We start from the raw sequence: 23,401 nt of genomic DNA, 5'->3' as shown, positions 1-23,401 counted from the left end.
CTCCCCCACTCAACTCAGCGGGTCCTGGCGCTGGTTGGCGCGCAGTCCCCGAAGTCCCAGTAGCCCGATCGCCGTGCCCAGCGCGAAGGAGGTGACAGCCAGCAGCAGGTGCACCCAGAAGTACGCGGTGGGGTCACCGTCCTCGAAGGCCAGCCCGCTGCTGTCCTTCCAGAGGTTCCGCACGAAGGTGATCCACACGAACCACGACCACGCTCCGAAGGCGAGAAGAAACCAGGAGGCGCGGCGGCTGAGTCTCATCGATCGATGCCCTTGCAACGGTGGTCGCGTGGATCGCCGGGTTGGCGACGGTCAGTCCAGTATGCGCGGGGCCCCCTCGCGCCCCGGCCTCCGGGGGGTGGCTGACGCCCCCGGGGCGTCCGGCCCGACGGCGGGCGGATCGACGAGCCGGTGGCCGGGGCGCTGGGGAGGCTCGATGCCCCCGTGCTTCTCCCGGCTGCCGGACGAGGACGCGAGCGCCCCGCCCCTTCCGCCAGCCGTATGCCGCAAATATATGCCTATCGGGTCAATGGGGTCGTCAGGAGGAGCGAGGGTCCGCGAGTTAGGCCCCCCGGCCTGTCCCCATCTCCGTGGGCGCCCTGTACTTTCACCCCGTGCCGACCACACACACTGTTCCCGCTTTCCTCCGTCGACGGACCGCCCTGACGACCGTGACGGTGCTCGCCGTGACCTCGCTGCTCTCCATGGCCCCCACAGCCCAGGCACTGCCGGGGCTGGACAAGGACGGGGAGAAGAGCAAGAGCCCCAAGCCCCCGGCCAGAATGTCCACGGTGGGCGGCTCCCAACTCGGCCGCCCGGGAACGCAGATGAACAGCCAGGCGGGCGCCCCCAAGCTGCCCCGCTCCCTGTCCGCCCGCTCCTGGCTGGTGGCCGACGCCGAGAGCGGGGACGTGCTGGCCGCCCACAACGCGCACTGGCGCCTGGCCCCCGCCAGCACCCTCAAGATGTTGTTCGCCGACACCGTGCTGCCCAAGTTCCCCAAGGAGCGCAAGCACACCGTGAAGCCCGAGGAACTCCAGGGCATGGGCGAGGGCAGCAGCCTGGTCGGGGTCAAGGAGAACGAGAGCTACACGGTCCAGGACCTGTGGCGGGGGGTCTTCCTGCGCTCCGGGAACGACGCGGTGCACGTGCTGTCGGCGATGAACGGCGGCGTGGACAAGACCGTGCGGGAGATGAACGAGCGCGCCAAGGAGCTGCGGGCCAAGGACACCCAGGTGGTCAGCCCGGACGGTTACGACGAGAAGGGCCAGCTCTCCTCGGCGTACGACCTGACCCTGTTCGCCCGGGCCGGGATGCAGAACAAGGACTTCCGGGACTACGCCGCCACCGCCCGCGCCAAGTTCCCCGGGGAACGGAAGAAGGGCAAGAAAGGCAAGAAGGGCAAGCGCGGCACCTTCGAGATCCAGAACACCAACCGGCTGCTCACCGGGGACTTCGGCCTGCCGGCCTACAAGGGCCTGGCCGGGGTGAAGAACGGCAACACCACCCACGCCGGCAGCACCTTCACCGGGGTCGCCCAGCGGGGCAAGCGGGTCCTGCTGGTGACGGTGATGAACCCCTCCAAGGACGGTCCCAACGAGGTCTACAAGGAGACCGCCAAGCTCCTGGACTGGGGATTCGAGGCCTCCGACAAGGTCGAGCCGGTGGGCCGCCTGGTGGCCCCGGAAAGCGCCCAGGCCCCCGGCGGGGGCAAGGGCGACTCCGACGGCAAGGGCGGGGACTCCCAGCGGGCGAGCCACGAGAAGCCCGGCGGCGGTGTCGGGACGGCCCTCGGGGTCACGGCGGTGACCCTGCTGATACTGGCGATCGTGGGCTACGCGGTGCACCGCCGCTGGCCGGTACCGGAGTTGGCGCGGCGCCGGCAGCGCGGCGGGAACTGACCCGCCCGGCCACCGGCCACCCCTCCGCACAGCACCGCGCCGAGTGCGCCTCCACGCCTGTCACCCCTCGGGCCGACCACCCCGGCGGCCTCCAAGACCTCCACCCCAACGTGGGGCGGCCCACCCCGTACGGGAAGTGGTGGGAGGACGCGAGGAGTCCGAGGCGCCCGCAGAGGAGAACAGGCCCCGCCATGAGGGGTCCGATCACCGACGGCCTCCGCACCGCGCGCCACCCCGGGTGCCCGCGCCCGGCCCGCCGAGGAGGGCGTCCGCCGGAACGGCACCCTCGCCGACCGGCCCACGACCTGGGCCCCGGCCCGGATGTGCCGCCCGCCGGGGTTCCGGGTCGGGGTCACCTCTCGGGGACCGACGCCCGGGGCTGGCCCCCGAGGAGGCCTCGACCGCCCCGACCGACCACCCGAGGGGCACCCACCACGGCGCCTGTCGGGGCGGGGTGCCGCTCCGACAGGTCCCCGTCACGCGCCCGTTCGGCCACCGCCCTGCTCCGCCGGCCGTGGCTCGCCCCCGGCCGAGGGGCTGGCGTCGGGTTTCCCCACCGAGGGGGCCGAGGGGGACCCCACCTCGGCCCGCCTGCCCCCGCCATGGTCACCGTCTCCGTCCCCGTCGACGGCGGCCCCGGGTGGAGGGGCTCCCCCGGCTCCGGTGGTCTCGGGAGAGCGCTTGGCGTCGTCACCGGACTCCGTTGCGCCCTCAACACCCTGGGCGCCCTCGGTGTCCGAGGCGCCCTTCTGCTCGTCGGAGTCCTCCTCGTCGCCGGAGTCGGCCAGTATGTCCGCCTCCTCCGGGTCGGACACGGCGGTGGCGGTCCAGGCCGCGCAGAACAACAGCAGCTTGGTCATGAAGCTGATCCACAGCAGCAGTGCGATCGGCACTCCGAAGGCGCCGTACACACTCTTCGCCGCCACGTCCCGCAGGTAGCCGCCCAGCGCGAACTTCAACACCTCGAAACCGACGGCGCCGATCAGGCCGGCCACCACCACCGAACGGCGTGGGGGGTGGACCTGGGGCAGGGCGGTGAGCACGTAGCACAGCAGCAGGAAGTCGGCGAGCACACCAGCCGCGTAGCCGGCGAGGGTCAGCAGTACGGTGCCGACTCCCCCACGCACCATCCCCAACTGCTCGGCGACCCACTCCACGGCCATGACGGCGAAGGTCGACCCGGCGAAGGACAGCACGCCCACCAGACCGAGCCCGATCAGGATGCCCAGGTCCCGCAGCTTCAGCAGGACGAAGTTGCCGGGATCCTCCTCCAGGCCCCACAGCGCGCGCAGGCTCTCCCGCAGCGAACTGACCCAGCCCACCCCGGTGAACAGGAACAGCACACCACCGATCAGACCAACGGCGCCGGCGTTGTCGACCAGTTGCTGGAGGTCGATCTGGTCGGCGATACCCGGCACCTGGTCGGCCAGGGTGTCCTGGGCCTCCTTCATGCGTTCCTCGGGCAGCAGCGCCGCACCGACGGCGACGCCCACCGCGAGCATGGGAAACAGCGCGAGGAAGCTGGTGAAGGTGATCGCGGCGGCGAGCCGGGACCAGTGGTTGGTGTCCAGGTGCTGGTAGACCCGCCAGATCCGGGAGTCCATGAACCACCGGATCAGCGGGCCGACCACCGGAAGTCGAGTGAGCCAGTCCATGGAGCGCCGCCTACCCCCATACCGGGGTTCGTATCGCTCCCGTACGGCAAAGGCAGCCACTCGGGGGAAACCACTCGACATTGCCGGAACCCGGCAAAGCGCCCGGGGAGGGCTCTCACCAGGACCGCTGGGCCCGGCAGCGCCTCCGGGGAAGCCGCGGGACGCTACAGGGGGCTAGCCGTGGGCCGACTGAGATCCCCCTGGTGAGGGACGGTGAAGGTAGGGGTGGTGGTGTCCCCGCCGAAGGTGAACTCACGCTGGAGACGCCAGACCCGGTCCTCTCCCTGCTCGTACAGGGCGAACCCCTCGACCGTCCAAGCGGCCTCGAACTCCGCGAGCTGTTCGTACGCCTCGTCCATCGCCTCCTCGGCGATGCCGTGGGCGATGGTCACGTGGGGGTGGTACGGGAAGCTCAGCTCCCGGTTCAACGGACCCTCCGCGCCCCGCACCCGCTCCTGGAGCCGGGCACAGGCCGTGCCACCCTCCACCACCCGGACGAAGACCACCGGGGACAGCGGCCGGAAGGTGTCGGTGCCGGACAGCCTCATGGAGAAGGGGAGACCGGAAGCCGCGACCGAGGCCAGGTGCTCCTCGATCTCCGGCCTGGCGGCACCGTCCACCTCGGTCGGCGGCAGCAGGGTGACATGGGTGGGGATGCCGTAGGCGGCGAAGTCCCCGAAGCCGGCACGGCGCTCCTGGAGGAGGCTGCCGTAAGGCTCCGGGACCGCGATCGATACACCGAGTGTGACGGTCCCCACGTCGTACTCCCTTCTGCGCTTTCCGTTACGTGCTGGTGTGCGTACTGCTCGCACCGTGGTTGCCGCCCGCCCGTCTCTCCGGGGAGGTCAGCCCCGGTGGACGACCGGGCGGGCCGTCGTGCCGTTGTCCAGTTGTCCGATGTCCAGTTGTCCGACCACGCACGGCCGGGAGGGGGGCTAGCGCGCCGAGGGCAACATGCCCACCCTGTCGTAGACCTGGGCGAGGGTCTGGGCGGCCACCTCACGCGCCTTGCCCGCACCCTTGGCCAGGATGGAGTCCAGCATCGCGGGATCGTCCAGATATTCCTGCGTCCGCTGACGGAATGGTGTCACCCACTCGGCGACCACGTCAGCGAGTTCGGTCTTCAGGGCCCCGTAGCCCTTCCCCTCGAACTGGCGCTCCAACTGCGAGACCTCGGTCCCGGTGAGGCTGGAGTAGATGCCCAGCAGGTTGCTGATCCCGGGCTTCTTGTCCTCGTCGTAGCGGATCACGGTGTCGGTGTCGGTGACGGCGCTCTTGATCTTCTTGGCCGTGACCTTGGGGTCGTCGAGCAGGTTGACGATGCCCTTGGGGGTGGACGCCGACTTGCTCATCTTGATCGACGGGTCCTGCAGGTCGTAGATCTTCGCCGTCTCCTGGGGGATGAACGGCTCGGGGACCGTGAACAGGTCGCCGTAGCGGTGGTTGAAGCGCTCGGCCACGTCCCGGGTCAGCTCGACGTGCTGCCGCTGGTCCTCGCCCACCGGCACCTGGTCGGCCTGGTACAGCAGGATGTCGGCGACCTGGAGCATCGGATAGGTGAACAGCCCGACGGTGGTGCGGTCCGCCCCGTGCCGGGCCGACTTGTCCTTGAACTGGGTCATCCGGGAGGCCTCGCCGAAACCGGTGAGGCAGTTGATCACCCAGGCCAGCTGGGCGTGCTCGGGCACATGGCTCTGCACCGCCAGGGTGCTGCGCTCCGGGTCCACCCCGGCGGCCAGGATCTGGGCCGCCGCCAGCCGGGTCGACGCCCTCAACTGCTCCGGGTCCTGGGGGACGGTGATCGCGTGGAGGTCGACCACCAGGTAGTACGCCTCGTGGTCCTCCTGCATACCCACCCACTGCCGCACGGCACCCAGGTAGTTACCAAGGTGGAAGGAGCCCGCGGTGGGCTGGATACCGGACAGCACACGAGGAAGAGCAGTGGTCATAGGGCCCATTCTCGCAGAGGTCCGGGGCCACCCCGCCCCACGTTCCCGGTGGGGTGCGTCTCCCCTCGCCCGGACCTGCGACACCGTGCCGGGCGCCACCGAAGAGAGCGCCGAAGAGAGCATCGTCACACTCCGCCCGGCAGCGGTCGGACGTCCACCACCGGGTGGGTGCTCCGCTTTTCGAGAAGCCCGATCCGCTTGGCGAACAGGGGAGTTGGGGAGGGTGGGGCTGGATCGGGCGTACGGCCGAGGGCCACCGGACCGCCACTTCGGCCGCCCGTCCCGCCCAGAGGGGGCGGCACGCAAACTTTTCTTCGCGAAGCCGCTGCCCGACGATAGACGTAGACCATGACGGCCCCAACGCCGCATGATCGCCGGTCCCACTGTTGTGAACGGAGAAGCCTCGATGAAGACCGCTGACCTGATCTCCTCCGCCGAGAGGCACAGCGCGCACAACTACCACCCGCTGCCGGTGGTGGTCGCCTCCGCCGAAGGCGCCTGGATGACGGATGTCGAGGGCCGCCGCTACCTCGACCTGCTGGCGGGTTACTCCGCGCTCAACTTCGGCCACGGCAACCAGCGGTTGATCGACGCCGCCAAGACCCAGCTGGACCGGGTCACCCTCACCTCCCGCGCCTTCCACCACGAGCGCTTCGCGGAGTTCGCCACCCAGCTCGCCGAACTGTGCGGCATGGAGATGGTCCTGCCGATGAACACCGGGGCGGAGGCCGTGGAGACGGCGGTGAAGACCGCCCGCAAGTGGGGCTACCAGGTCAAGGGGGTGCCCGACGGCCAGGCGAAGATCATCGTCGCGGACGGCAACTTCCACGGCCGTACGACGACCATCATCAGCTTCTCCACCGACCCCGAGGCCCGGGCCGACTACGCCCCGTACACCCCCGGCTTCGAGGTGGTGCCCTACGGCGACCTGGCGGCCCTGGAGGCGGCCATCGACGAGAACACCGTGGCCGTACTGCTGGAGCCGATCCAGGGCGAGGCCGGCGTACTGGTGCCGGAGTCCGGCTACCTCCAGGGAGTGCGCGAACTGACCCAGCGGGAGCGGGTGCTGTTCATCGCGGACGAGATCCAGTCCGGGCTCGGCCGCACCGGCGCCACCTTCGCCTGCGAGCACGAGGGCGTGGTGCCCGACATGTACCTGCTGGGCAAGGCCCTGGGCGGCGGGGTCGTACCGGTCTCCGCCGTGGTCTCCTCCCGCGAGGTGCTCGGCCTGTTCAAGCCCGGTGAGCACGGCTCCACCTTCGGCGGCAACCCGCTGGCCTGCGCCGTCGCCCTGGAGGTCGTCGCCATGCTGCGCAGCGGCGAGTGGCAGCAGCGCGCCAAGGAACTGGGCGTGGTACTCCACGAGGAGCTGGGGCAGCTGGTGGGCGGCGGCGCCGTGGACGCGGTTCGCGGTCGCGGCCTGTGGGCCGGCGTGGACATCAACCCCGCGCACGGCACCGGCCGGGAGATCTCCGAGCGGCTGATGCGCCGTGGGGTGCTGGTCAAGGACACCCACGGTTCGACCATCCGTATCGCTCCCCCGCTGTGCATCAGCGAGGAGGACCTCCGCTGGGGGCTGGAGCAGCTCAAGGACGAACTGGCCGGCTGACACCGGGAGTTGACGGCTTCTCACCTTGGGGACCTCGGGCCTGGCCCGAGGTCCCCAAGGTGCGCTCGGCACCGTTCGCCAGCGAACGGTGCCGTACTCCGACCATTCCCCGTTCAGGGGGCGTCGGCCCGATCGCCAGCCGACCGCCGGGGTACGGCGACGCTCGACGTACCCCACTGGGCAACCTTCGCGAGGCGTGGCCGCGACCTTGGCGGGTGGGCAGGCGACCCCACCGCGCCGCCGTCACCAGCCCTCGGCGTCCGCCTCGGTCACGGACAGCGGTCGGGCCTGCCCCCGTACGCGAGGGGGCCGTACGTGAGGCGCCAACCCGGCTGGCGGGCGCACCCCGCGACCTTGCCGGGGACGTGACCCGGGGGCGCCCCGGCAAGGGGCCACCGTCACGGCGCCACCGGTCTCCCCCGCCGAGGGCCAGTACCCCGGCGCCCACCCCGAGCGCCGGCACTCCCCGATACGGACCCCACCGTCCCCGCCCCCTCCACGCCCACCACGCCAGCCCCGAACCCGCCCCACACCCACGGCACAGGCGAAAAGCACGACCCCCACCACCCCGAGCGCCAAGCCCCTCGGTACGGACGCTCACGCAGCCTCAGCCCGTCAACGCCCACCACTCGACCTCCTCCAGAGCGCGGGGAGACCGCACCGCCTCTCGGCACCCCACCCCAGAGCGCCCGAGACAAGCCCAGCGCACTCCCACCACACCCACCAGGGCCGGCCACCCACCGCACCGAGTGCCAACGCCCCCGATACGGGCCCACTGCCCCACCGCGCCCCTCCCCGGAGCGAGCCCGCCCCACACCCTCCCCGCACCACCCGCTGACCGACCGGGGCGTACGCCGCACGACCCGTGACCGTACGGCGGAGGTGGCCCCTGACGTGCGGTCCGAAGGGGCGTCCCGCCCGGCGGTCACCGGCCTGGAGGGGGCGGGGTGGGGGCCCGACGTGCCCTGTCGCACGGTCGGGAAGGCTTGCCGGCGAGGTGGCTCCGGCCCCGTTGGCTTTCTCCTGACGCGCGAGTAAGTTGACCGACGGGTCAGCGTCCCCGGCCGGACCAACGCCCTCGGGGCGCCAGAGCGCACAGCGAGCCGCGAGGAGTGGGCATGGGCGTTTTCAGGGACATGAAGCGGGCCAGGAAGCAGAGCGACCTCGCCTCCCGGGTCACCGTCCACCTCACCCGCGAGAACGGCGTCGTCCGCGAGGCCCGGGCGGAGCCGCTGGTCGTCCCCGACTCCTCGACCCCCGCCGACATACCGTTCACCAACGCCGCCGAGGAACCCGAGGCGGTGGTGCTGCGCCGCAAGGTGAACGGTTCCTGGCGTCCGGTGACCGCCGCCGCCTTCGCCCGGGAGGTCACCGCCGCCGCCCGGGGCCTGGTGGCGGCGGGGCTGGAGCCCGGGGGCCGGGTCGCCCTGATGTCCCGTACCCGCTACGAGTGGACGGTGCTGGACTTCGCCATCTGGGCCGCCGGTGGGGTGACCGTACCGGTGTACCCGACCTCCTCGGCCGACCAGATCCACTGGATCCTGGAGGACTCCGGGGCCGGACTCCTGGTCACCGAGACCGCCGAACACAGCGCCGCCGCCCGGTCCGCCACCGAGCGGCTGGCCGAACCGCCCCGGGTGTGGGAGCTGGACGACGGTGGGCTGGCCCGGTTGGTGGCCGAGGGCGAGCGGGTGCCCGAGGAGGAGGTGGGCCGGCGGCGGGAGGCGCTGACGCCCGACAGCGTCGCCACCCTCTGCTACACCTCCGGCACCACCGGCCGGCCCAAGGGCTGTGTGCTCGCCCACGGCAACCTGTACGCCGAGGCCGCCAACACGGTGGAGTTGCTGCATCCGATCTTCCGGGAGGTCACCGGGCAGACCGCCGCCACCCTGCTGTTCCTTCCGCTGGCCCACATCCTGGGCCGGGTGATCCAGGTCGCCTGCATGTACGCCCGTATCGAGGTGGGGCACTGTCCCGGCATCCGGCCCGACGAGTTGCGGCCCGAACTGCGGTCCTTCCGGCCGACGTTCGTGGTGGGGGTGCCGTACCTGTTCGAGCGCATCCACGACACCGGACGGGCCACCGCCGAGAAGCTGGGGCGCGGCGCCTCCTTCGACCGGGCCGACCGGATCGGTACCCGCTTCGGCGAGGCGTACCTGCACCGTTTCCTCGGCACCGGCAAGGGCCCCGGAGTGCGGCTCACGCTGGCCTGGGCGCTGTACGACCTGCTGGTCTACCGCCGCATCCGCAAGGAGGTCGGCGGCAGGCTGCGCTACGCCATCTCCGGGGGCTCGCCCCTGGACCGGCGGCTCAACCTGTTCTTCGCCGCCGCCGGCATCGTCGTCTACGAGGGGTACGGCCTCACCGAGACCACCGCGGCGGCCACCGTCACCCCGCCGCTGGGGCCCCGGCCCGGAGCGGTGGGGCAGCCCCTGCCGGGCACCGCGCTGCGGGTGGCCGAGGACGGGGAGGTGCTGATCCGGGGCGGCATCGTCTTCGACCGGTACTGGAACAACCCCGAGGCCACCGAACAGGCCCTGCACGACGGCTGGTTCGCCACCGGTGACCTGGGCGCCCTGGACGAGGACGGCTATCTGACCATCACCGGCCGCAAGAAGGACATCCTGGTCACCGCCGGGGGCAAGAACGTCTCCCCCGCCCCTCTGGAGGACCGGCTCCGCAGCCGTCCCCCGGTGGGCCAGTGTGTGGTGGTCGGCGACAACCGTCCCTATGTGGCCGCCCTGGTCACCCTGGAGCCGGAGGCGGTCGCGCACTGGCTGTCGGTACGGAGGATGCCGGTGGACACCCCGATGTCCCAGGTGGTGCGGGACCCCCGGATGCGGGCGGCCGTGCAGAAGGCGGTGGACTACGCCAACGAGGCCGTCTCCCGCGCCGAGTCCATCCGCCGGTTCACCCTGGTCGAGGGCGAGTTCACCGAGGACAACGGGATGCTCACCCCCTCGTTGAAGGTGCGGCGGCAGGCCGTGACCGAGCGGTACCGGGACGAGATCGAGGCGCTGTACGCCACTCCCCCGGACCGCTGAACCCGCTCAACCCACCGGACCGCTGAACCCGCTCAGCCGCCGTGGCGCGCCCCGCACTCCCCCGCCTCGGCGAGGGCCCGGCACAGCAGGTCGAGGGCGGCCGGGTAGTCGTGTTCCCCGATGCCCCCGTACCCGACCACCAGGGCGGCTCTGCCCCGGTCGGGGGCCGAGGGGTGACGGTAGGAAGCCAGCCCCCGCACGTCCAGGCCGATCCGGGCGGCCCGTCGGACCACGGCCCGTTCGCGGACCGCCGGCGGGGTCAACTCCTCGCCGGCGTGGGGCAGTTCGACCAGCGAGTGCAGTCCGGCCGCCAGTCCGGTCACCCGGACCCCCGGGGCCCGTTCGGCGAGTACGGACACCAGGCGGTCGCGTCGTGTCCGGTACCGCTGCCGGGTGGTGCGCACCTGGCGGTCGTAGGCACCGCGTTCCAGGAAGTCGGCCAGGGTCAGCTGGTCCACCACCGACAGCTGCCACTCGACGCCCTGGCGTACCCGGGCCACCGGCTCGACCCAGCGCTCGGGCAGCACCATCCAGCCCAGGCGCAGCGCCGGGGACAGGGCCTTGCTCGCGGTGCCGAGGTAGACCACCCGCTCCGGGTCCAAGCCCTGGAGCGCGCCCACCTGCTGGCCGTCGAAGCGGAACTCCCCGTCGTAGTCGTCCTCCAGCACCAGTCCTCCGGTACGGGCGGCCCACTCCACCACCGCGGCCCGACGGTCCGGGGACAGCGGTCCCCCGGTGGGGTGCTGGTGCGCCGCCGTCAGCAGTACGGCCGCCACCTCTCGGCCCCCGTAGAGCCCCAACTCCCCCACGCGGGCGCCGTGTTGGTCCACCGGGAGCCAGCGGGTCGACAGGCCGGCCCGTTGGAGCACCCCCAGCTGCGCGGGGAGTACGTACTCCTCCACGGCCACCGTCCCGCGCAGCGCCCGGCCCAGTACCGCCAGGGCCTGCGCGTTGCCGGAGCAGACCAGTAGCCGGTCGGGGTGGGCCCGTACGCCCCGGGCCCGGGCCAGGTAGTCCGCCAGGGCGCGGCGCAGTTCGGGGCGCCCCCGGGGGTCCGGGAACCCGAACGCCTCGGCCGGGGCGGTGGCCAGGGCGCGCCGCACCGAGCTGGCCCAGGCGGTACGGGGGAACGCGGAGGGGTCGGGCCGGCCCGGTACCAGGCTGAGGGGCACGGGAGCGGGACGGTCGGCGCGGGGCGCCCGCCCTCGGGGTGCGGGCGGAGGCGCGGCCCGGGGCGCCACCCGGGTGCCGGAGCCCTGTCGGGCCACCAGCCAGCCCTCGGCGACCAGTTCCCCGTAGGCGTCGGCCACGGTGTTGCGGGCCAGCCCCAGGTCGGCGGCGAGCGCGCGGGAGGAGGGCAGCCGGGTGCCCGGGGTGAGCCGGCCGGAGCGGATCGCGGCGCGCAGCGCCTCGGTCAGCTGGCCCCGACGCCGGCTGCCGCCCAGCTCCAGATGGAGGTCGCCGCCGCTGACCGGGGTGCCCTCGGAGGGTGAAGTGGCCCGGGTTTCCGCCATGGAAGTGGACCATACTCCTGGGCCGGTTCCGCCCTAGGGTCGAGCCCATGAGCACCGACACCACCCCGGCCCCGCGCCTGGACGTCTACCGCCACAACCCCGACATCCACCGGACCATGCTGGCCTTCTCCCAGGCCGCCGGCCGGGGTCTGGACCTCACCCTGGCCGAGCTGGTGCGGATCCGCGCCTCCCAGATCAACCACTGCGCGTTCTGCCTGGACATGCACCTCCGCACGGCCCGCGAGAACGGGGAGACCGAGGAGCGGATCCATCTGCTGAACGCCTGGGAGGAGGCCGGGGTCCACACCGAGCGGGAGAAGGCGGCGCTGGCCCTGACCGAGGCCGTCACCCTGCTCACCGACGGGTTCGTACCGGACGCGGTGTACGCCCGGGCCGCCGCCCACTTCGACGAGGCGGAACTGGCCCAGCTGATCGCCCTGATCTGCGCGATCAACAGTTGGAACCGGCTCAACGTCGCCGCCCGGAAGCCGATGGACCCCACCTCGTGAACGGCCGTACCCCGGAGGCCCGTTCATCGGGTCCCGGCTCCGGGCCCGTCGGGTCGAGGGCGCGTCGGTGGGCGGTGAGCCCGCGGTGAACCCGCCGGACAGCGCCCAGCGGCCCACCGTGGCCGCCTTCCGCGCCGCCCACGTTCCGCACCGGCCCCTGGTACTGCCCAACGTGTGGGACGCCTCCAGCGCCCGGGCCTTCGCGGGGGCCGGCTGGACCGCGCTGGCCACCAGCAGCGCGGCGGTGGCCGAGGTACTGGGCCACCGGGACGGGGAACACACCCCGGCGGACCGGATGTTGGCGGCCGTGGAGGAGATCGCGCGGGCCGTACGGGTGCCGGTGACCGCCGACATGGAGCGCGGATACGGCCTGGAACCCGAGGAGTTGGTGGAACGGCTGCTGGCCACCGGAGTGGTGGGCTGCAACCTGGAGGACACCGACCCGGCCACCGGCGAGCTGGTGGACGTGGCGGAGCAGGCCGCCTGGTGGGCCCGGGTGCGGAGCGCGGCCGGCGACCGGCTGGTGCTCAACGCCCGGGTGGACAGCTTCCTGCGCGCGGTGCCCGGGGCTTCGGCGCGAGGGATGGTGGAGGACGCGGTACGCCGGGGACGGGCGTACGCGGCGGCCGGCGTCGACTGTGTCTACCCCCTCGGGGCTCCACCCGAGTCGCTGCCGGAACTGGTCGCCCGGATCGGCGCCCCGGTGAACGGGCTCAGCCACCCCGACGGTGCCAGCCCCCGGGAGCTGGGCCGGCTCGGGGCCGCCCGGGTCACCTTCGGCGAGGGCCTGTACCGGCTGGCGCTGGCCCGAGGGGTACGGGGAGAGCGGCTGGCCGCCCTGCTTCCGGGGCCGACCCCGGGTATGCCGTCCACCCCCTGAGGGGCCACCGGACACCCACAGCCCGCACCACCCGAGCCCGAGCCGAGGTCCGCCAGGGGGCGGCATGTGGGAACGAGTCGGGGCGCTGGCAGGGCTGGGGGCTTGGGGTGACCCTGTCGTCGGCGCATCAGACCAGGGGGCTCAGTGATCCACCCGCCGTACGGTTCACACCGAGGCGTGGGCCCGACCTCGCGACCTCGCGGCCCTCTACGGGTGGAGCGGCGCCGTGACGAGGACAGGGCCGAACGGGCGCGCACCGGGCGGGACGTGGAGCGTCACGGGGCATCCCCCGCGCCGACCGTACGGAAGCCGACACGACCCGAGTCCCGCACCAGAGCAACTCGCCCCAGCCGGGCCCCTGTTGGGGGCGGGTAGGCGGCGGGGGCGCTGTGGTGGCGCTGGCGGGACGGGCTTCGGCCCCGACGGCAGGTGGGGGGCCGTTACCGCGCGAGGGTCCCGCCCGCGAGAGATGCGCGGGCGGGACCCTCGGAAGAGGTGACCCGGCCGGGGTCGGGACTCACCGGTCGGTCAGGGCATCCACTTGCTCCAGATGTCCTTGTTCTCCTCCACCCAGCGGGCCGCCGCCTCGTCGGTGTCCATCTTGTCGATGGTCATCCACTTCACGACCTTGGTCTGGTCGGCGGTGGTCCAGCGGAACTTCCTGAGCATCTCGGCGGCCTTGCCGCCGTCGCGGGCGAAGTCGGCGTTGAAGAACTTCGCCAGCGCGGTGTGCGGATAGGCGCACTTGACCTTGTCCGGGTCGGCGTCGCAGCCCTTCTTGTACGGCGGCAACTTCACCTCGACCAGGTCGAGTTGGGAGTTGAGCCACTGGGGCGTCCACCAGTAGGTGACGAAGGGCTTGCGGGCCGCGTAGTTCTTCTGCATCTCCTTGATCTGCGCCGCCTCGCTGCCGGCGTAGACCGTCTTGAAGTTCATCCCGAGGTTCTTGATGATCGCGGCGTCATAGGTGACGTAGGAGGGCGAGCCCTCCAGCATCTGTCCCTTGTCGCCGCTCTCGGGAGTGCGGAAGTCCTTGTACCGCTTCTTCAGCCCCTGCCAGGTGCGCACCTCGGGGTGCTTGTCGGCGTAGTACTTGGGCACGTACCAGCCGATGTGGCCGGTGACGCCCATGGGGCCCTCGTAGGTGACGGTCTTCTTCTCCTTGACGTACTTCTCCTCCTTCTTCGGCACGCCCCGCCAGTCCTCCAGCAGGGCCTGGGCCTTGCCGCTGTTGAGGGCGTCGAAGGCGACCGGTTCGTCCATCTGCATGGCCTTGACCCGGTAGCCCAGCTCCTTCTCCAGCAGCTGCTTGACCACCGCCACGTTGGCCTCCGCCCCGGCCCAGGAGGCCACGGGGAGGGTGACGGTCTTGGAGCTGCCGCTGTAGTACGGGTCGGCCTTGCCGCAGCCGCTGAGCGCGACGGTCAGCGCCAGGGCGCCGGCCGTCAGGGCCGCGATCCGCGCCCGGCGTACACGGGGGGCACCTTTCATGGTTCGTGTCCTTCGTCCGAGGGGCCCGGGGTGGGCGGGAGTCGAGGGGGTCATGCGCTGCTCCTTGCCTCAGCGCCCACGGGCACGGCTGCCGGCGGACTGGGTGAGGCGGTCCAGCAGCAGCCCCAGGCAGACGATGGCGATGCCCGCGCTCAGGCCCACGCCCAGTTCGCTCTTCTGGAGTCCGTAGACCACGTCGTAGCCCAGCGCGCCACCGCCGACCAGACCGCCGATGACCACGATGGCCAGTACCAGGACCACGCCCTGGTTGACGGCCAGCAGCAGGGAACGGCGGGCCAACGGCAGCTGTACCTGGAGCAGTTGTTGCCAGGTGGTCGACCCCAGGGAACGGGACGCCTCCAGGGCGGAGGGGTCGACGTTGCGCAGGCCCTCGGTGGTGATGCGGATGACCGCCGGCAGGGCGTACACCACGGCGGCGGCGATGGCGGCGGGCCGACCGACCCCGACCAGGGCCACCACCGGCACCAGGTAGACGAACTGGGGCATGGTCTGCATCACGTCCAGCAGGGGCCGTATCCCGGAGCGCACCGCGTCGACCCGGGCCGCCAGGATGCCCACGGCCACCCCCAGGATGAGGGTGACGACCAGGGCCACCAGGACCTGGGCGAGGGTGTCCATGGACTTGGGCCACAGGCCCATGAGGCCGATCACCGACAGGGAGGCCACCGCGGTGAGCCCGGTCCGCCAGGAGCCGGCCAGGTAGGCCAGGGCGACGACCAGCAGCAGCATGGCCCACCAGGGGGTGGCCTGGAGGCCGTCGCGTACCGGGTTGAGAATCCACTCGGTGAAGTTGTTGGACCACACGTCGGTGCCACCCAGTACGGGGACGCCGGAGCGGATCTCGCGGGTGAAGGACTCCACCGCCTCGGTGATCGGGGCGGAGATCCGCACCGTCCACTCCGGGGGCCAGTGGCGCTGTCCGGCGACCGGGCCGAAGGCGTACGCCAGGGCGCCGAGCACCACCAGTCCGCCCCAGGCGAAGCGGCCGGGGAAGCGGGCCAGCGGGCCGCTGGGATCCTCGGTGCCCTCCAGCCGTTCGCCGGCCGCCGCCGTGGTGCGGTCCAGCCAGATGGCGATCAGCACGATGCAGGTACCGGCGATGAGGGCGCTGCCGAAGGCGTCCTTGGACAGTGCCTGGTAGATCTTGTCGCCGAGTCCGCCGGCGCCGATGGTGGAGGCCAGCACCACCATGGACAGCGCCATCATGATGGTCTGGTTCAGGCCCAGCAGCATCTCCTTGCGGGCCAGCGGCAGTCGGGCGGTCCACAGCCGCTGTACGGGGCTGGCGCCCAGGGAGGTGGAGGCCTCCAGGGCGGCCGGGTCGGCGGTGCGCAGCCCGAGGGCGGTGAGCCGGGCCATCGGGGGCGCCGCGTAGACCACGGTGGACACCAGGGCGGCCGGGGAGCCGATGCCGAACAGCAGCACCAGCGGCAGCAGGTAGGCGAAGGCGGGCAGCACCTGCATGGTGTCGAACACCGGACGCAGCATCCGGTCGCCGGTGTCGGAGAGTCCGGCCACCAGGCCCAGCAGCACCCCGACGACGGCGGCCACCAGGACCGCCAGCATCATCAGGGCGAGGGTCTCCATGGCGTAGTCCCACAGGTTGAGGACACCGCACACGGCGAAGGTGCCGACGGTGATCCCGGCGACGGTCAGTGCCCGTCGGCCGAAGTCCGCGCCGGCGACGTACCAGGAGACCAGGGTGGCCAGCAGGGTCACCCCGAGCCAGCCGATGGTGGACAGCACCACGAAGATCTGGTCGATGGTGCCCTCGGCGGCGTTGCTGATGTGCAGCAGTACGTAGAGGAACAGCCAGTGCTGGTCGCGGTTGTCGGTGAGCCAGTCACCGACGTCGTCCAGCGGGGTCTTGACGTCGGCGGTCAGCCAGCCGGGCCAGGCCGAGGCCCCGGTCACGGCGGCCGAGACGACGACCAGCAGCACCACCGCCACCAGCACGGCGAGCCGGGGGTGCTGGGTGAGGAGGCCGGCGGGGGTGGGTCGCCGGTCCGGGGGTGGCGGGGCGGGCTTCGGGGTGCTGGCGCGCCGTTCCGCGGTGGGCGTGCTCATCGGGCGACCACCTTCTCCTCGGTGCCGCCCTCGGGGTCCTGGTGGCGGGAGTGCCCGTTGCCCTCGGTGCCGGCGATGACGGACAGCAACCGCTCGTGGTCGACGACCCCGAGGGTGCGTCCGCCCTCGACGACCCGGATGCGCTGGCCGGTACGGGCGACGGTCTCGATGGCCTCGGCGACCACGGTGTTGGGGCCGAGGGCGGTGCCGTCGCGTTCCTCGCCCTTCTTGGTGGCGCGCATGGCGCGGCGTAGGGAGATGACCTGTTCGCGGGGCACGTCGCGGACGAAGTCGCGTACGTAGTCGTTGGCGGGGGTGGCCACGATCTCCTCGGGGGTGCCGAGTTGGACGATCTCCCCGCCGCGCATCAGGGCGATGCGGTCGCCGAGGCGGAGGGCCTCGGACAGGTCGTGGGTGATGAAGACCATGGTGCGGCCCTCTTCGTGGTGCAGGCGGATGACCTCCTCCTGCATGTCCCGGCGGATCAGCGGGTCCAGGGCGCTGAACGGCTCGTCGAACAGCAGCACCTCGGGGTCCACGGCCAGTGCCCTGGCGAGGCCGACGCGCTGCTGCTGGCCGCCGGAGAGCTGGCGGGGGCGGCGTCCGCCGAGGCCGGTGAGGCCGACCTTCTCCACCATCTCCTCGGCGCGGGCGCGGCGTTCGGCCTTGGGAAGGCCCTGGATCTCCAGGCCGTAGGCGACGTTGTCCAGGACGCTGCGGTGCGGCAGCAGTCCGAAGTTCTGGAACACCATGGCGGCGCGGTGGCGGCGCAGTTCGCGCAGCCGGTTCTTGTCCATGGCGAGCACGTCCTCGCCGTCCACGTGGAGTTGGCCGCTGGTGGGTTCGATCAGCCGGGTCAGGCAGCGTACGAGGGTGGACTTGCCGGAGCCGGAGAGGCCCATGACCACGAACACCTCGCCCTTGCGGACGTCGAAGCTGACGTCGCGCACGGCGGCGGTGCAGCCGGTGCGTTCGCGCAGTTCGTCGGCGTCGAGCTGGGTGAGGGCGGGGTCGCCGGGTATGCGGTCGGCTCCCTTGCCGAAGACCTTCCACAACTGTTGGACGGAGATCACCGGTTGGGTGTCGGTCTGTTCGGACATCAGTGTGCACCTTCCGGTGACGTCGGACGGGTGGGTGGGTTGTCGCGGCGTACCAGGTCGGCTGCCTTCTCGCCGAGCATCAGGACGCCGATCATCGGGTTGACGGTGGTCATGGTGGGGAAGACGGAGGCGTCCGCGATCCGCAGGCCGTCCAGTCCTCGGACCCGCAGTTCGGGGTCGACGACGGCCAGGGGGTCGTCCGTGGCGCCCATCCGGCAGGTGCCGGCGGGGTGGTAGACGGTGTGCGCGACCCGGCGGGCGTAGGCGCTGATCTCCTCGTCGGAGCGGATCTCGGGCCCGGGGCACACCTCGCGCCGGAGCCAGCTGGCGAAGGGCTCGGTGGCGGCGACCTGGCGGGCGGCACGGATGCCGTCGACCAGGGTGCGGGCGTCGTAGTCGTCCTCGTCGGTGAAGTACCGGAAGTCCAGCGCGGGTTTGACCTCGGGGTCGGCGCTGGTGAGGTAGAGCCGGCCCCGGCTGCGGGGCTTGGGGATGTTGGGGGTCATCGACACCCCGTGCGGGGGCCGTCGGTAGCCCAGCCGCTCGGGGTTGTCGGTGAACGGGATCTGGTAGAAGTGGAACATCAGGTCGGGTCCGGGTGACGCGGGGTCACGGCGGAGGAAGAGGCCGGCGTCGGAGTCCATCGCGGAGTTCTCCGGCAGGGGCCCCTCGGTCTCCCAGACGATCACCGACTCGGGGTGGTCGAGGAGGTTCTCTCCCACTCCGGGCAGTTCGTGGGTGACGGTCACCCCCAGCGGTTCCAACTGGTCGCGGGGGCCGATGCCGTTGAGCAGCAGCAGTCGGGGGGTGTCGACGGCCCCGGCGCACAGCAGTACCTCGCGGCGGGCGGTGACGGTGTGTTCCCCGCCCTCGGCGTCCCGCATCCGTACGCCGGTGACCCGGTTGCCCTCCCGCACCAGGCCGTGCGCCCAACTCTCCAGCAGCAGCGTGAGGTTGGGGCGGTCGCCGGCGGCGAGGTGGGGGTGGAGGTAGGCGACCGAGGCGGAGGAGCGCTTGTTGTCCTCGGGGTGGTAGGCGAGGTCGAAGAAGCCGACGCCCTCGGTGAAGGGCCGCTTGTTGAAGCCCTCCACCAGGGGTACGTCCAGGGCCTGTCGGGCGGCGGTGACCCAGTCCCGGGCGATGGGGTTACGGTCCTTCTCGTCGACCGGGACGATGTGGTTGCGCAGCCGCTGGAAGTAGGGGTCCATCTCCCGCGCGCCCCAGCCGGTGGCTCCGGCCGCCTCCCACTCGTCCCAGTCGGACGGCAGGGGCTTGAAGGAGATCAGCGTGTTGTGGGAGGAGCATCCCCCGAGCACCCTGGCGCGGCTGTGGCGGATGTGGGAGTTGCCGCGCGGCTGTTCGGTGGTGGGGTAGTCGTAGTCCAGTTCACCGCCCAGGAGACCGAGCCAGCGCCGGAGGGTGAGGACCTCGGGGCGGTCGACGTCCGAGGGGCCGCCCTCGATCACCGCGACGGTGACCTCGGGGTCCTCGGTGAGTCGGGAGGCGATCACCGATCCGGCGGTGCCGCCCCCGACCACGACGTAGTCATAGGTGGACATGGTGGGAGTGGTGCTCCTTGTGTGCGACGTTTTGCTGTTGTTGTGCGGTGGGGGCGGGGGCCCCGGGTGGGTGGTCAGCCGGTGAACCAGCGCACCGGGGCGGGGTTGAGGTTCTCGTAGACGTGCTTGGTCTCGCGGTACTCGGCCAGGCCGTGCGGGCCGAGTTCGCGGCCCACCCCCGACCTGCCGAAGCCACCCCACTCGGCCTGGGGGAGGTAGGGGTGGAAGTCGTTGATCCACACGGTGCCGTGGCGCAGTCGGGCGGCGACCCGGCGGGCGCGGGCGGTGTCGGCGGAGAAGACGGCGCCGGCGAGCCCGTACTCGGTGTCGTTGGCGAGGGTGACGGCCTCCTCTTCGGTGCGGAAGGTCTCCACGGTGAGGAGGGGCCCGAAGGTCTCCTCGCGGACGACGCGCATCTGCCGGTGGCAGTGGTCGAGGATGGTGGGGAGATAGAAGTAGCCGTCGGCCGGGCGGATCTCGGAGGGCTTGGGCCGCTCGCCGCCGCAGCGCAGTACGGCCCCCTCACTCAGGGCGCTGGCCACGTACTCCTCGACCTTGGCGAGTTGCGGCGCGGACACCAGCGGCCCGCACTCGACGCCCTCCTCGGTGCCCCGGCCGAGGCGGATGCGCTCGGCCCGGGAGGCGAGTTCGGTGACGAACCGGTCGCGTACCGACTCCTCGATGATGAGGCGGGCGCCGGCCGAGCAGACCTGGCCGCTGTGGATGAACGCGGCGTTGAGGGCCTGGTCGACGGCGGTGTCGAAGCCCTCCTCGGTGGCGCAGGCGTCGGCGAACACCACGTTGGGGTTCTTGCCGCCCAGTTCCAGCGCGACCTTCTTGACGGTGGGGGCCGCCGCCTGGGCCACCTTGACCCCGCTGGCCAGTCCCCCGGTGAAGGACACCAGGTCGACGTCGGGGTGTTCGGACAGCCGGGCGCCGACCGGGTCGCCGGCCCCGGTGACGAGGTTGGCGACACCGTGGGGCAGTCCGGCCTCGGTGAGCAGCCGGACCAGGCGTACCGAGGACAGCGGGGTGACCTCGCTGGGCTTGAGCACCAGGGTGTTGCCGGCGCCCAGGGCGGGGGCGGCCTTCCAACTGGCCTGGAGCAGCGGGTAGTTCCAGGGGGTGATCAGGGCGCAGACGCCCACCGGTTCGTGGACGACCACGCTGTGGACGTCGGGGGTGCCGGCGTCGACCACCCGGCCCGGGGACTCGGCGGCGACCAGTTCGGCGAAGTAGCGGAAGGCGGCGGTCACGTCGTCGATGTCGACGCGGCCCTCCTCCAGGGTCTTGCCGGTGTCGCGGGACTCGATGAGGGCCAGGGCCTCCCGGTCGCGCTGGAGGAGGTCGGCGACCCGGCGCAGCAGTTCGGCGCGTTCGGTGGCGGGGGTGTGGGGCCAGGGGCCCTCGTCGAAGGCGCGGCGCGCGGCGGCCACGGCGCTGTCGGTGTCGGCCCGGTCGCCTTCGGCGACGGTCGCCAGGACGCTGGCGTCGGCGGGGTCGAGCACCTGGCGGGTTCCTCCACTGCTGGAGGGCCGCCAGCGCCCGTCGATGTGGATGCTCGCCACATCCTGGTCGGGTGGGGGGTTTTCGACTGTGGCCGCCACGGGTTCTCTGCCTTCCTCGGATGCTCCTCCGGCTCTGCGCGCGGGCGCGCGAGCCGAGGAACCCCTGCCCCAACCGGAGCGGGGCATGTCGATGAAGCAGCGATACGTGGGGCTACTCACGGTCAAACCACGCACCCAGCAGAGTTCAACCAGTGTATTCCCGTTGTGGTGATCTGACGCTGGCCCGCCAGAGATGCCCCTTTGACCAGCGAGTTTTCCGAACCCTTGGTGAAGTGCGGGAGCGGTCCAGCCGCCATTGGGCGCACCACGACCGATCACCCTCCGTGAAGTTAACGTTTCGATGTCGGGGAGCCCCGCGATGTGTTCAACAGTCGTACGGTCACCCCCCGCGACCGCCCCCGGACCCCCTGTCGCCGTGCGGCCACCGGCGGTCACCGGTGCCCCCCGGGGCGGCGGCCCTCCACCGGACGGGTCGGCGGGGGCGCGAAGGGCGGGCCCGCGCCCTGGGGGTCCCGTAGCCTCGGTGGGGCAGCCGTCTTCCTGGGAGGTCCCCCTTGTCCAGCCGTCCAGAGACCCTGACCCTCCGCGTGCGCGGCCTGGAGTTCGACGCCCTGGTGGCCGGACCGGAGACCGGCCCGCTGGTGCTGTTGCTCCACGGTTGGCCGGAGTTCGCGGACTCCTGGGCGCCGGCCCTGGAGGAGCTGGCCACGGCCGGCTACCGGGCGCTGGCCGTCAACCAGCGGGGCTACTCCCCCGGCGCCCGCCCCGAGGACCCCGAGGCGTACGCGCTGGCCGAGACCACGGCCGACGCCCTGGCCTTCGCCGACAGCCAGGGCGCCGACACCTTCCACCTGGTCGGCCACGACTGGGGCGGGATCATCGGCTGGTACCTGGCGGGCGAGTACCCCGAGCGGCTGCGGTCGCTGTCGGTGCTGTCCACCGCCCACCCCCTGGCGGTGAGCCAGGCGATGGCCGAGGACCCCGAGCAGCGGCGCCGCTTCGCCTACATCCGCTTCTTCCGCGAGCCCGAACAGGCCGCCGAGAAGGCCCTGTTGGCCGAGGAGGGCAAGGCGCTGTCGGAGGTGTACGAGGGCAGGGTGCCGCCCGAGCTGGCGGAGCGCTATGTGCGGCGGCTGTCGGAGCCGGGCGCCCTGACCGCCAGCCTCAACTGGTACCGGGCCATGGAGGGCGGCCCGAACCTCCAGGCCCGCCGGACCACGGTGCCCACCCTCTACGTGTGGGGCAGCGAGGACGTGGCCTTCAGCCGGGAGATGGCCGAGGCCACCGGCGACCACGTGGACGCCCCGTACCGCTTCCACCCGCTGGAGGGCGCCAGCCACTGGCTGCCGGAGGAGGTCCCCGAGCGGATCAACCTGCTGCTGCTGGAACAGCTGGCGGCCTACCGGGGCTGAACCGGCCCGTCCGACGCCCCCGCTGGCGCCGGTGCCGTCACGAACCCTCGACGTCCGTGGCGGGCGCGGGACAGCGATCCCGCCTGCCGTCGTGCACGAGTTCGCCGCCCGGTTCGCGTGCGCGCGCCGCGCCCTGGATGGGCACGTGGCCCACTGGCACCGGGTACGGACTCCCTTGTCACCCACCGAGCGACCCTCGGCCGGCGCCCCCCGTACGCCCGGTCGGGGCGGTAGGGTCCCAGCCCGTGTCGCGGTGGCACGGGGCGTGAAGGGAGAACGCGCATGGGGCGGCGTACGGCACTGGTGACGGGAGCGTCCTCCGGTATCGGCCGGGCGGTGGCGCGGGACCTGGCCGCGCGGGGCTACCGGGTGTGGGGGACCAGCCGCGACCCCGAGGCCCTGGCGCCCGAAAGCCGCCCGGACGGGGTGGAGTTCACCGCCCTGGACCTCGCCGACCCGGGCAGCGTCGAGGCCTGCGCCTCGGCGGTGGGCGAGGTGGACGTACTGGTCAACAACGCCGGCGAGAGCCAGTCGGGCCCCCTGGAGGAGCTGCCCCCGGAGGCGGTGGAGCGGCTGTTCCGTGTCAACGTGCTCGGCCCGGTGCGGCTGAGCCAGCTGCTGATCCCCGGGATGCGGTCCCGGGGCTACGGGCGGGTGGTCATGGTCGGCTCCATGCTGGCCAGCTTCCCGCTCGCGTACCGCTCCTCGTACGTGGCCTCCAAGGCCGCCGTGAAGGGCTTCGCCAACGCCGCCCGGGGTGAACTGGCCCCGTACGGCGTGTGGTTGACCACCGTGGAGCCCGGCTCGATCAACACCGGCATCAGCGAACGCCGCACCAAGTACCTGGCCGAGGACTCCCCGCACCGCGACCGCTTCCGCACCATGCTCAGCGCCCTGGACGGCAACGAGGCACGGGGGGTGAGCGCCGAACGGGTCGCCGCCACCGTGCTGCGGGCCATCGAGGCGCCCCGCCCCCGGCAGCTGTACGCGGTGGGCAGCCGGGCCCCGCTGGTCTTCGCCCTGCGTCGGCTCACCCCCCGCCGGGTGACCGAGACCCTGGTGGCCCGCGCCCACGGCCTGCGGTAGCCCCGGACGGCGGCGCTCCCCCCTCGGAGTACGGCACCG

17 protein-coding genes are annotated in these 23,401 nt (G+C 72.3%); 7 read left to right on the top strand and 10 right to left on the bottom strand.

Annotated elements, in window-relative coordinates; translation table 11 throughout:
* Window positions 1–9: 9 nt before the first annotated feature.
* Entirely contained in the window at window positions 10–258 is a 249-nt protein-coding gene (locus tag ABZT14_RS05185; protein WP_356297292.1) for a hypothetical protein, read from the bottom strand.
* A 353-nt stretch (window positions 259–611) separates the two neighbouring features.
* Here ABZT14_RS05185 and ABZT14_RS05180 point away from each other — a divergent pair, with 353 nt between their 5' ends.
* Window positions 612–1,898 (top strand): D-alanyl-D-alanine carboxypeptidase, encoded by a 1,287-nt coding sequence (locus ABZT14_RS05180; protein ID WP_356297289.1) that lies wholly within the window; start codon window positions 612–614, stop codon window positions 1,896–1,898.
* Window positions 1,899–2,374: 476 nt separating this feature from the next.
* Here ABZT14_RS05180 and ABZT14_RS05175 read toward each other — a convergent pair whose 3' ends face one another.
* The 3 genes from ABZT14_RS05175 to trpS form a co-directional block, all read right to left on the bottom strand.
* Complete coding sequence (locus ABZT14_RS05175; RefSeq protein WP_356297287.1) at window positions 2,375–3,553, bottom strand: YihY/virulence factor BrkB family protein; 1,179 nt, start codon at window positions 3,551–3,553, stop codon at window positions 2,375–2,377.
* Between the two features lie 164 nt (window positions 3,554–3,717).
* Window positions 3,718–4,311, bottom strand: a complete 594-nt coding sequence (locus tag ABZT14_RS05170) for a 2'-5' RNA ligase family protein (protein WP_356297284.1) — start codon at window positions 4,309–4,311, stop codon at window positions 3,718–3,720.
* Window positions 4,312–4,488: 177 nt separating this feature from the next.
* Window positions 4,489–5,502 (bottom strand): tryptophan--tRNA ligase, encoded by a 1,014-nt coding sequence (gene trpS, locus ABZT14_RS05165; RefSeq protein ID WP_356297281.1) that lies wholly within the window; start codon window positions 5,500–5,502, stop codon window positions 4,489–4,491.
* A 406-nt stretch (window positions 5,503–5,908) separates the two neighbouring features.
* Between trpS and rocD the strand changes: the two genes are divergently transcribed.
* Together rocD and ABZT14_RS05155 are read left to right on the top strand one after the other, a co-directional pair.
* Window positions 5,909–7,111 carry an ornithine--oxo-acid transaminase gene (gene rocD, locus ABZT14_RS05160; protein WP_356297278.1) on the top strand — a complete coding sequence of 401 codons (1,203 nt, stop codon included), beginning with the start codon at window positions 5,909–5,911 and terminating at the stop codon, window positions 7,109–7,111.
* A 1,118-nt stretch (window positions 7,112–8,229) separates the two neighbouring features.
* The gene (locus ABZT14_RS05155) at window positions 8,230–10,155 is read left to right on the top strand and encodes an AMP-dependent synthetase/ligase (RefSeq protein ID WP_356297276.1); all 1,926 of its coding nucleotides are present in this window, start codon (window positions 8,230–8,232) and stop codon (window positions 10,153–10,155) included.
* 32 nt (window positions 10,156–10,187) lie between these two features.
* On the opposite strand, the gene ABZT14_RS05150 is transcribed toward ABZT14_RS05155, so the two are convergent.
* On the bottom strand, window positions 10,188–11,669 hold the full coding sequence (locus ABZT14_RS05150; RefSeq protein ID WP_356297273.1) for a PLP-dependent aminotransferase family protein: 1,482 nt from the start codon (window positions 11,667–11,669) through the stop codon (window positions 10,188–10,190).
* Window positions 11,670–11,716: 47 nt separating this feature from the next.
* Between ABZT14_RS05150 and ABZT14_RS05145 the strand changes: the two genes are divergently transcribed.
* Both ABZT14_RS05145 and ABZT14_RS05140 read left to right on the top strand, forming a co-directional pair.
* Window positions 11,717–12,178, top strand: a complete 462-nt coding sequence (locus ABZT14_RS05145) for a carboxymuconolactone decarboxylase family protein (protein WP_356297270.1) — start codon at window positions 11,717–11,719, stop codon at window positions 12,176–12,178.
* Window positions 12,179–12,296: 118 nt separating this feature from the next.
* Entirely contained in the window at window positions 12,297–13,058 is a 762-nt protein-coding gene (locus ABZT14_RS05140; RefSeq protein ID WP_356298515.1) for an isocitrate lyase/phosphoenolpyruvate mutase family protein, read from the top strand.
* 528 nt (window positions 13,059–13,586) lie between these two features.
* Here ABZT14_RS05140 and ABZT14_RS05135 read toward each other — a convergent pair.
* The 5 genes from ABZT14_RS05135 to ABZT14_RS05115 all read right to left on the bottom strand — a co-directional run bounded on the left by ABZT14_RS05135 (window position 13,587) and on the right by ABZT14_RS05115 (window position 20,903).
* Window positions 13,587–14,549: a glycine betaine ABC transporter substrate-binding protein gene (locus ABZT14_RS05135; protein WP_356297267.1), complete on the bottom strand. Its 963-nt coding sequence runs from the start codon at window positions 14,547–14,549 to the stop codon at window positions 13,587–13,589.
* A gap of 69 nt (window positions 14,550–14,618) precedes the next feature.
* The gene (locus ABZT14_RS05130; RefSeq protein ID WP_356297264.1) at window positions 14,619–16,637 is read right to left on the bottom strand and encodes an ABC transporter permease subunit; all 2,019 of its coding nucleotides are present in this window, start codon (window positions 16,635–16,637) and stop codon (window positions 14,619–14,621) included.
* Window positions 16,634–17,737 carry a glycine betaine/L-proline ABC transporter ATP-binding protein gene (locus ABZT14_RS05125; protein ID WP_356297261.1) on the bottom strand — a complete coding sequence of 368 codons (1,104 nt, stop codon included), beginning with the start codon at window positions 17,735–17,737 and terminating at the stop codon, window positions 16,634–16,636. The genes ABZT14_RS05130 and ABZT14_RS05125 overlap by 4 nt, the downstream gene beginning before the upstream one ends.
* Complete coding sequence (locus ABZT14_RS05120) at window positions 17,737–19,296, bottom strand: GMC oxidoreductase (protein ID WP_356297258.1); 1,560 nt, start codon at window positions 19,294–19,296, stop codon at window positions 17,737–17,739. Before ABZT14_RS05120 ends, ABZT14_RS05125 begins: the two co-directional genes overlap by 1 nt.
* Before the next feature lie 74 nt (window positions 19,297–19,370).
* Complete coding sequence (locus tag ABZT14_RS05115; RefSeq protein WP_356297256.1) at window positions 19,371–20,903, bottom strand: aldehyde dehydrogenase family protein; 1,533 nt, start codon at window positions 20,901–20,903, stop codon at window positions 19,371–19,373.
* Window positions 20,904–21,418: 515 nt separating this feature from the next.
* Between ABZT14_RS05115 and ABZT14_RS05110 the strand changes: the two genes are divergently transcribed.
* On the top strand, window positions 21,419–22,276 hold the full coding sequence (locus ABZT14_RS05110; protein WP_356297253.1) for an alpha/beta hydrolase: 858 nt from the start codon (window positions 21,419–21,421) through the stop codon (window positions 22,274–22,276).
* A gap of 282 nt (window positions 22,277–22,558) precedes the next feature.
* The gene (locus tag ABZT14_RS05105) at window positions 22,559–23,362 is read left to right on the top strand and encodes an SDR family oxidoreductase (protein ID WP_356297250.1); all 804 of its coding nucleotides are present in this window, start codon (window positions 22,559–22,561) and stop codon (window positions 23,360–23,362) included.
* Window positions 23,363–23,401 lie beyond the last annotated feature (39 nt).

It is taken from the genome of Streptomyces sp. NPDC005438 (assembly GCF_040606315.1).
Taxonomy (GTDB): domain Bacteria; phylum Actinomycetota; class Actinomycetes; order Streptomycetales; family Streptomycetaceae; genus Streptomyces.
Note: the sequence above shows the minus strand (reverse complement) of the source record. Positions and strands in the feature narration are given on the sequence as shown.

Bases quoted from the DNA above. Each gene is read 5' to 3' on its own strand.
- ABZT14_RS05120 (WP_356297258.1), bottom strand. From the start codon at position 19,296: ATGTCCACCTATGACTACGTCGTGGTCGGGGGCGGCACCGCCGGATCG.
- ABZT14_RS05135 (WP_356297267.1), bottom strand. From the start codon at position 14,549: ATGAAAGGTGCCCCCCGTGTACGCCGGGCGCGGATCGCGGCCCTGACG.
- ABZT14_RS05155 (WP_356297276.1), top strand. From the start codon at position 8,230: ATGGGCGTTTTCAGGGACATGAAGCGGGCCAGGAAGCAGAGCGACCTC.
- trpS (WP_356297281.1), bottom strand. From the start codon at position 5,502: ATGACCACTGCTCTTCCTCGTGTGCTGTCCGGTATCCAGCCCACCGCG.
- ABZT14_RS05145 (WP_356297270.1), top strand. From the start codon at position 11,717: ATGAGCACCGACACCACCCCGGCCCCGCGCCTGGACGTCTACCGCCAC.
- ABZT14_RS05125 (WP_356297261.1), bottom strand. From the start codon at position 17,737: ATGTCCGAACAGACCGACACCCAACCGGTGATCTCCGTCCAACAGTTG.
- ABZT14_RS05150 (WP_356297273.1), bottom strand. From the start codon at position 11,669: ATGGCGGAAACCCGGGCCACTTCACCCTCCGAGGGCACCCCGGTCAGC.
- ABZT14_RS05185 (WP_356297292.1), bottom strand. From the start codon at position 258: ATGAGACTCAGCCGCCGCGCCTCCTGGTTTCTTCTCGCCTTCGGAGCG.
- ABZT14_RS05175 (WP_356297287.1), bottom strand. From the start codon at position 3,553: ATGGACTGGCTCACTCGACTTCCGGTGGTCGGCCCGCTGATCCGGTGG.
- ABZT14_RS05105 (WP_356297250.1), top strand. From the start codon at position 22,559: ATGGGGCGGCGTACGGCACTGGTGACGGGAGCGTCCTCCGGTATCGGC.
- ABZT14_RS05130 (WP_356297264.1), bottom strand. From the start codon at position 16,637: ATGAGCACGCCCACCGCGGAACGGCGCGCCAGCACCCCGAAGCCCGCC.
- rocD (WP_356297278.1), top strand. From the start codon at position 5,909: ATGAAGACCGCTGACCTGATCTCCTCCGCCGAGAGGCACAGCGCGCAC.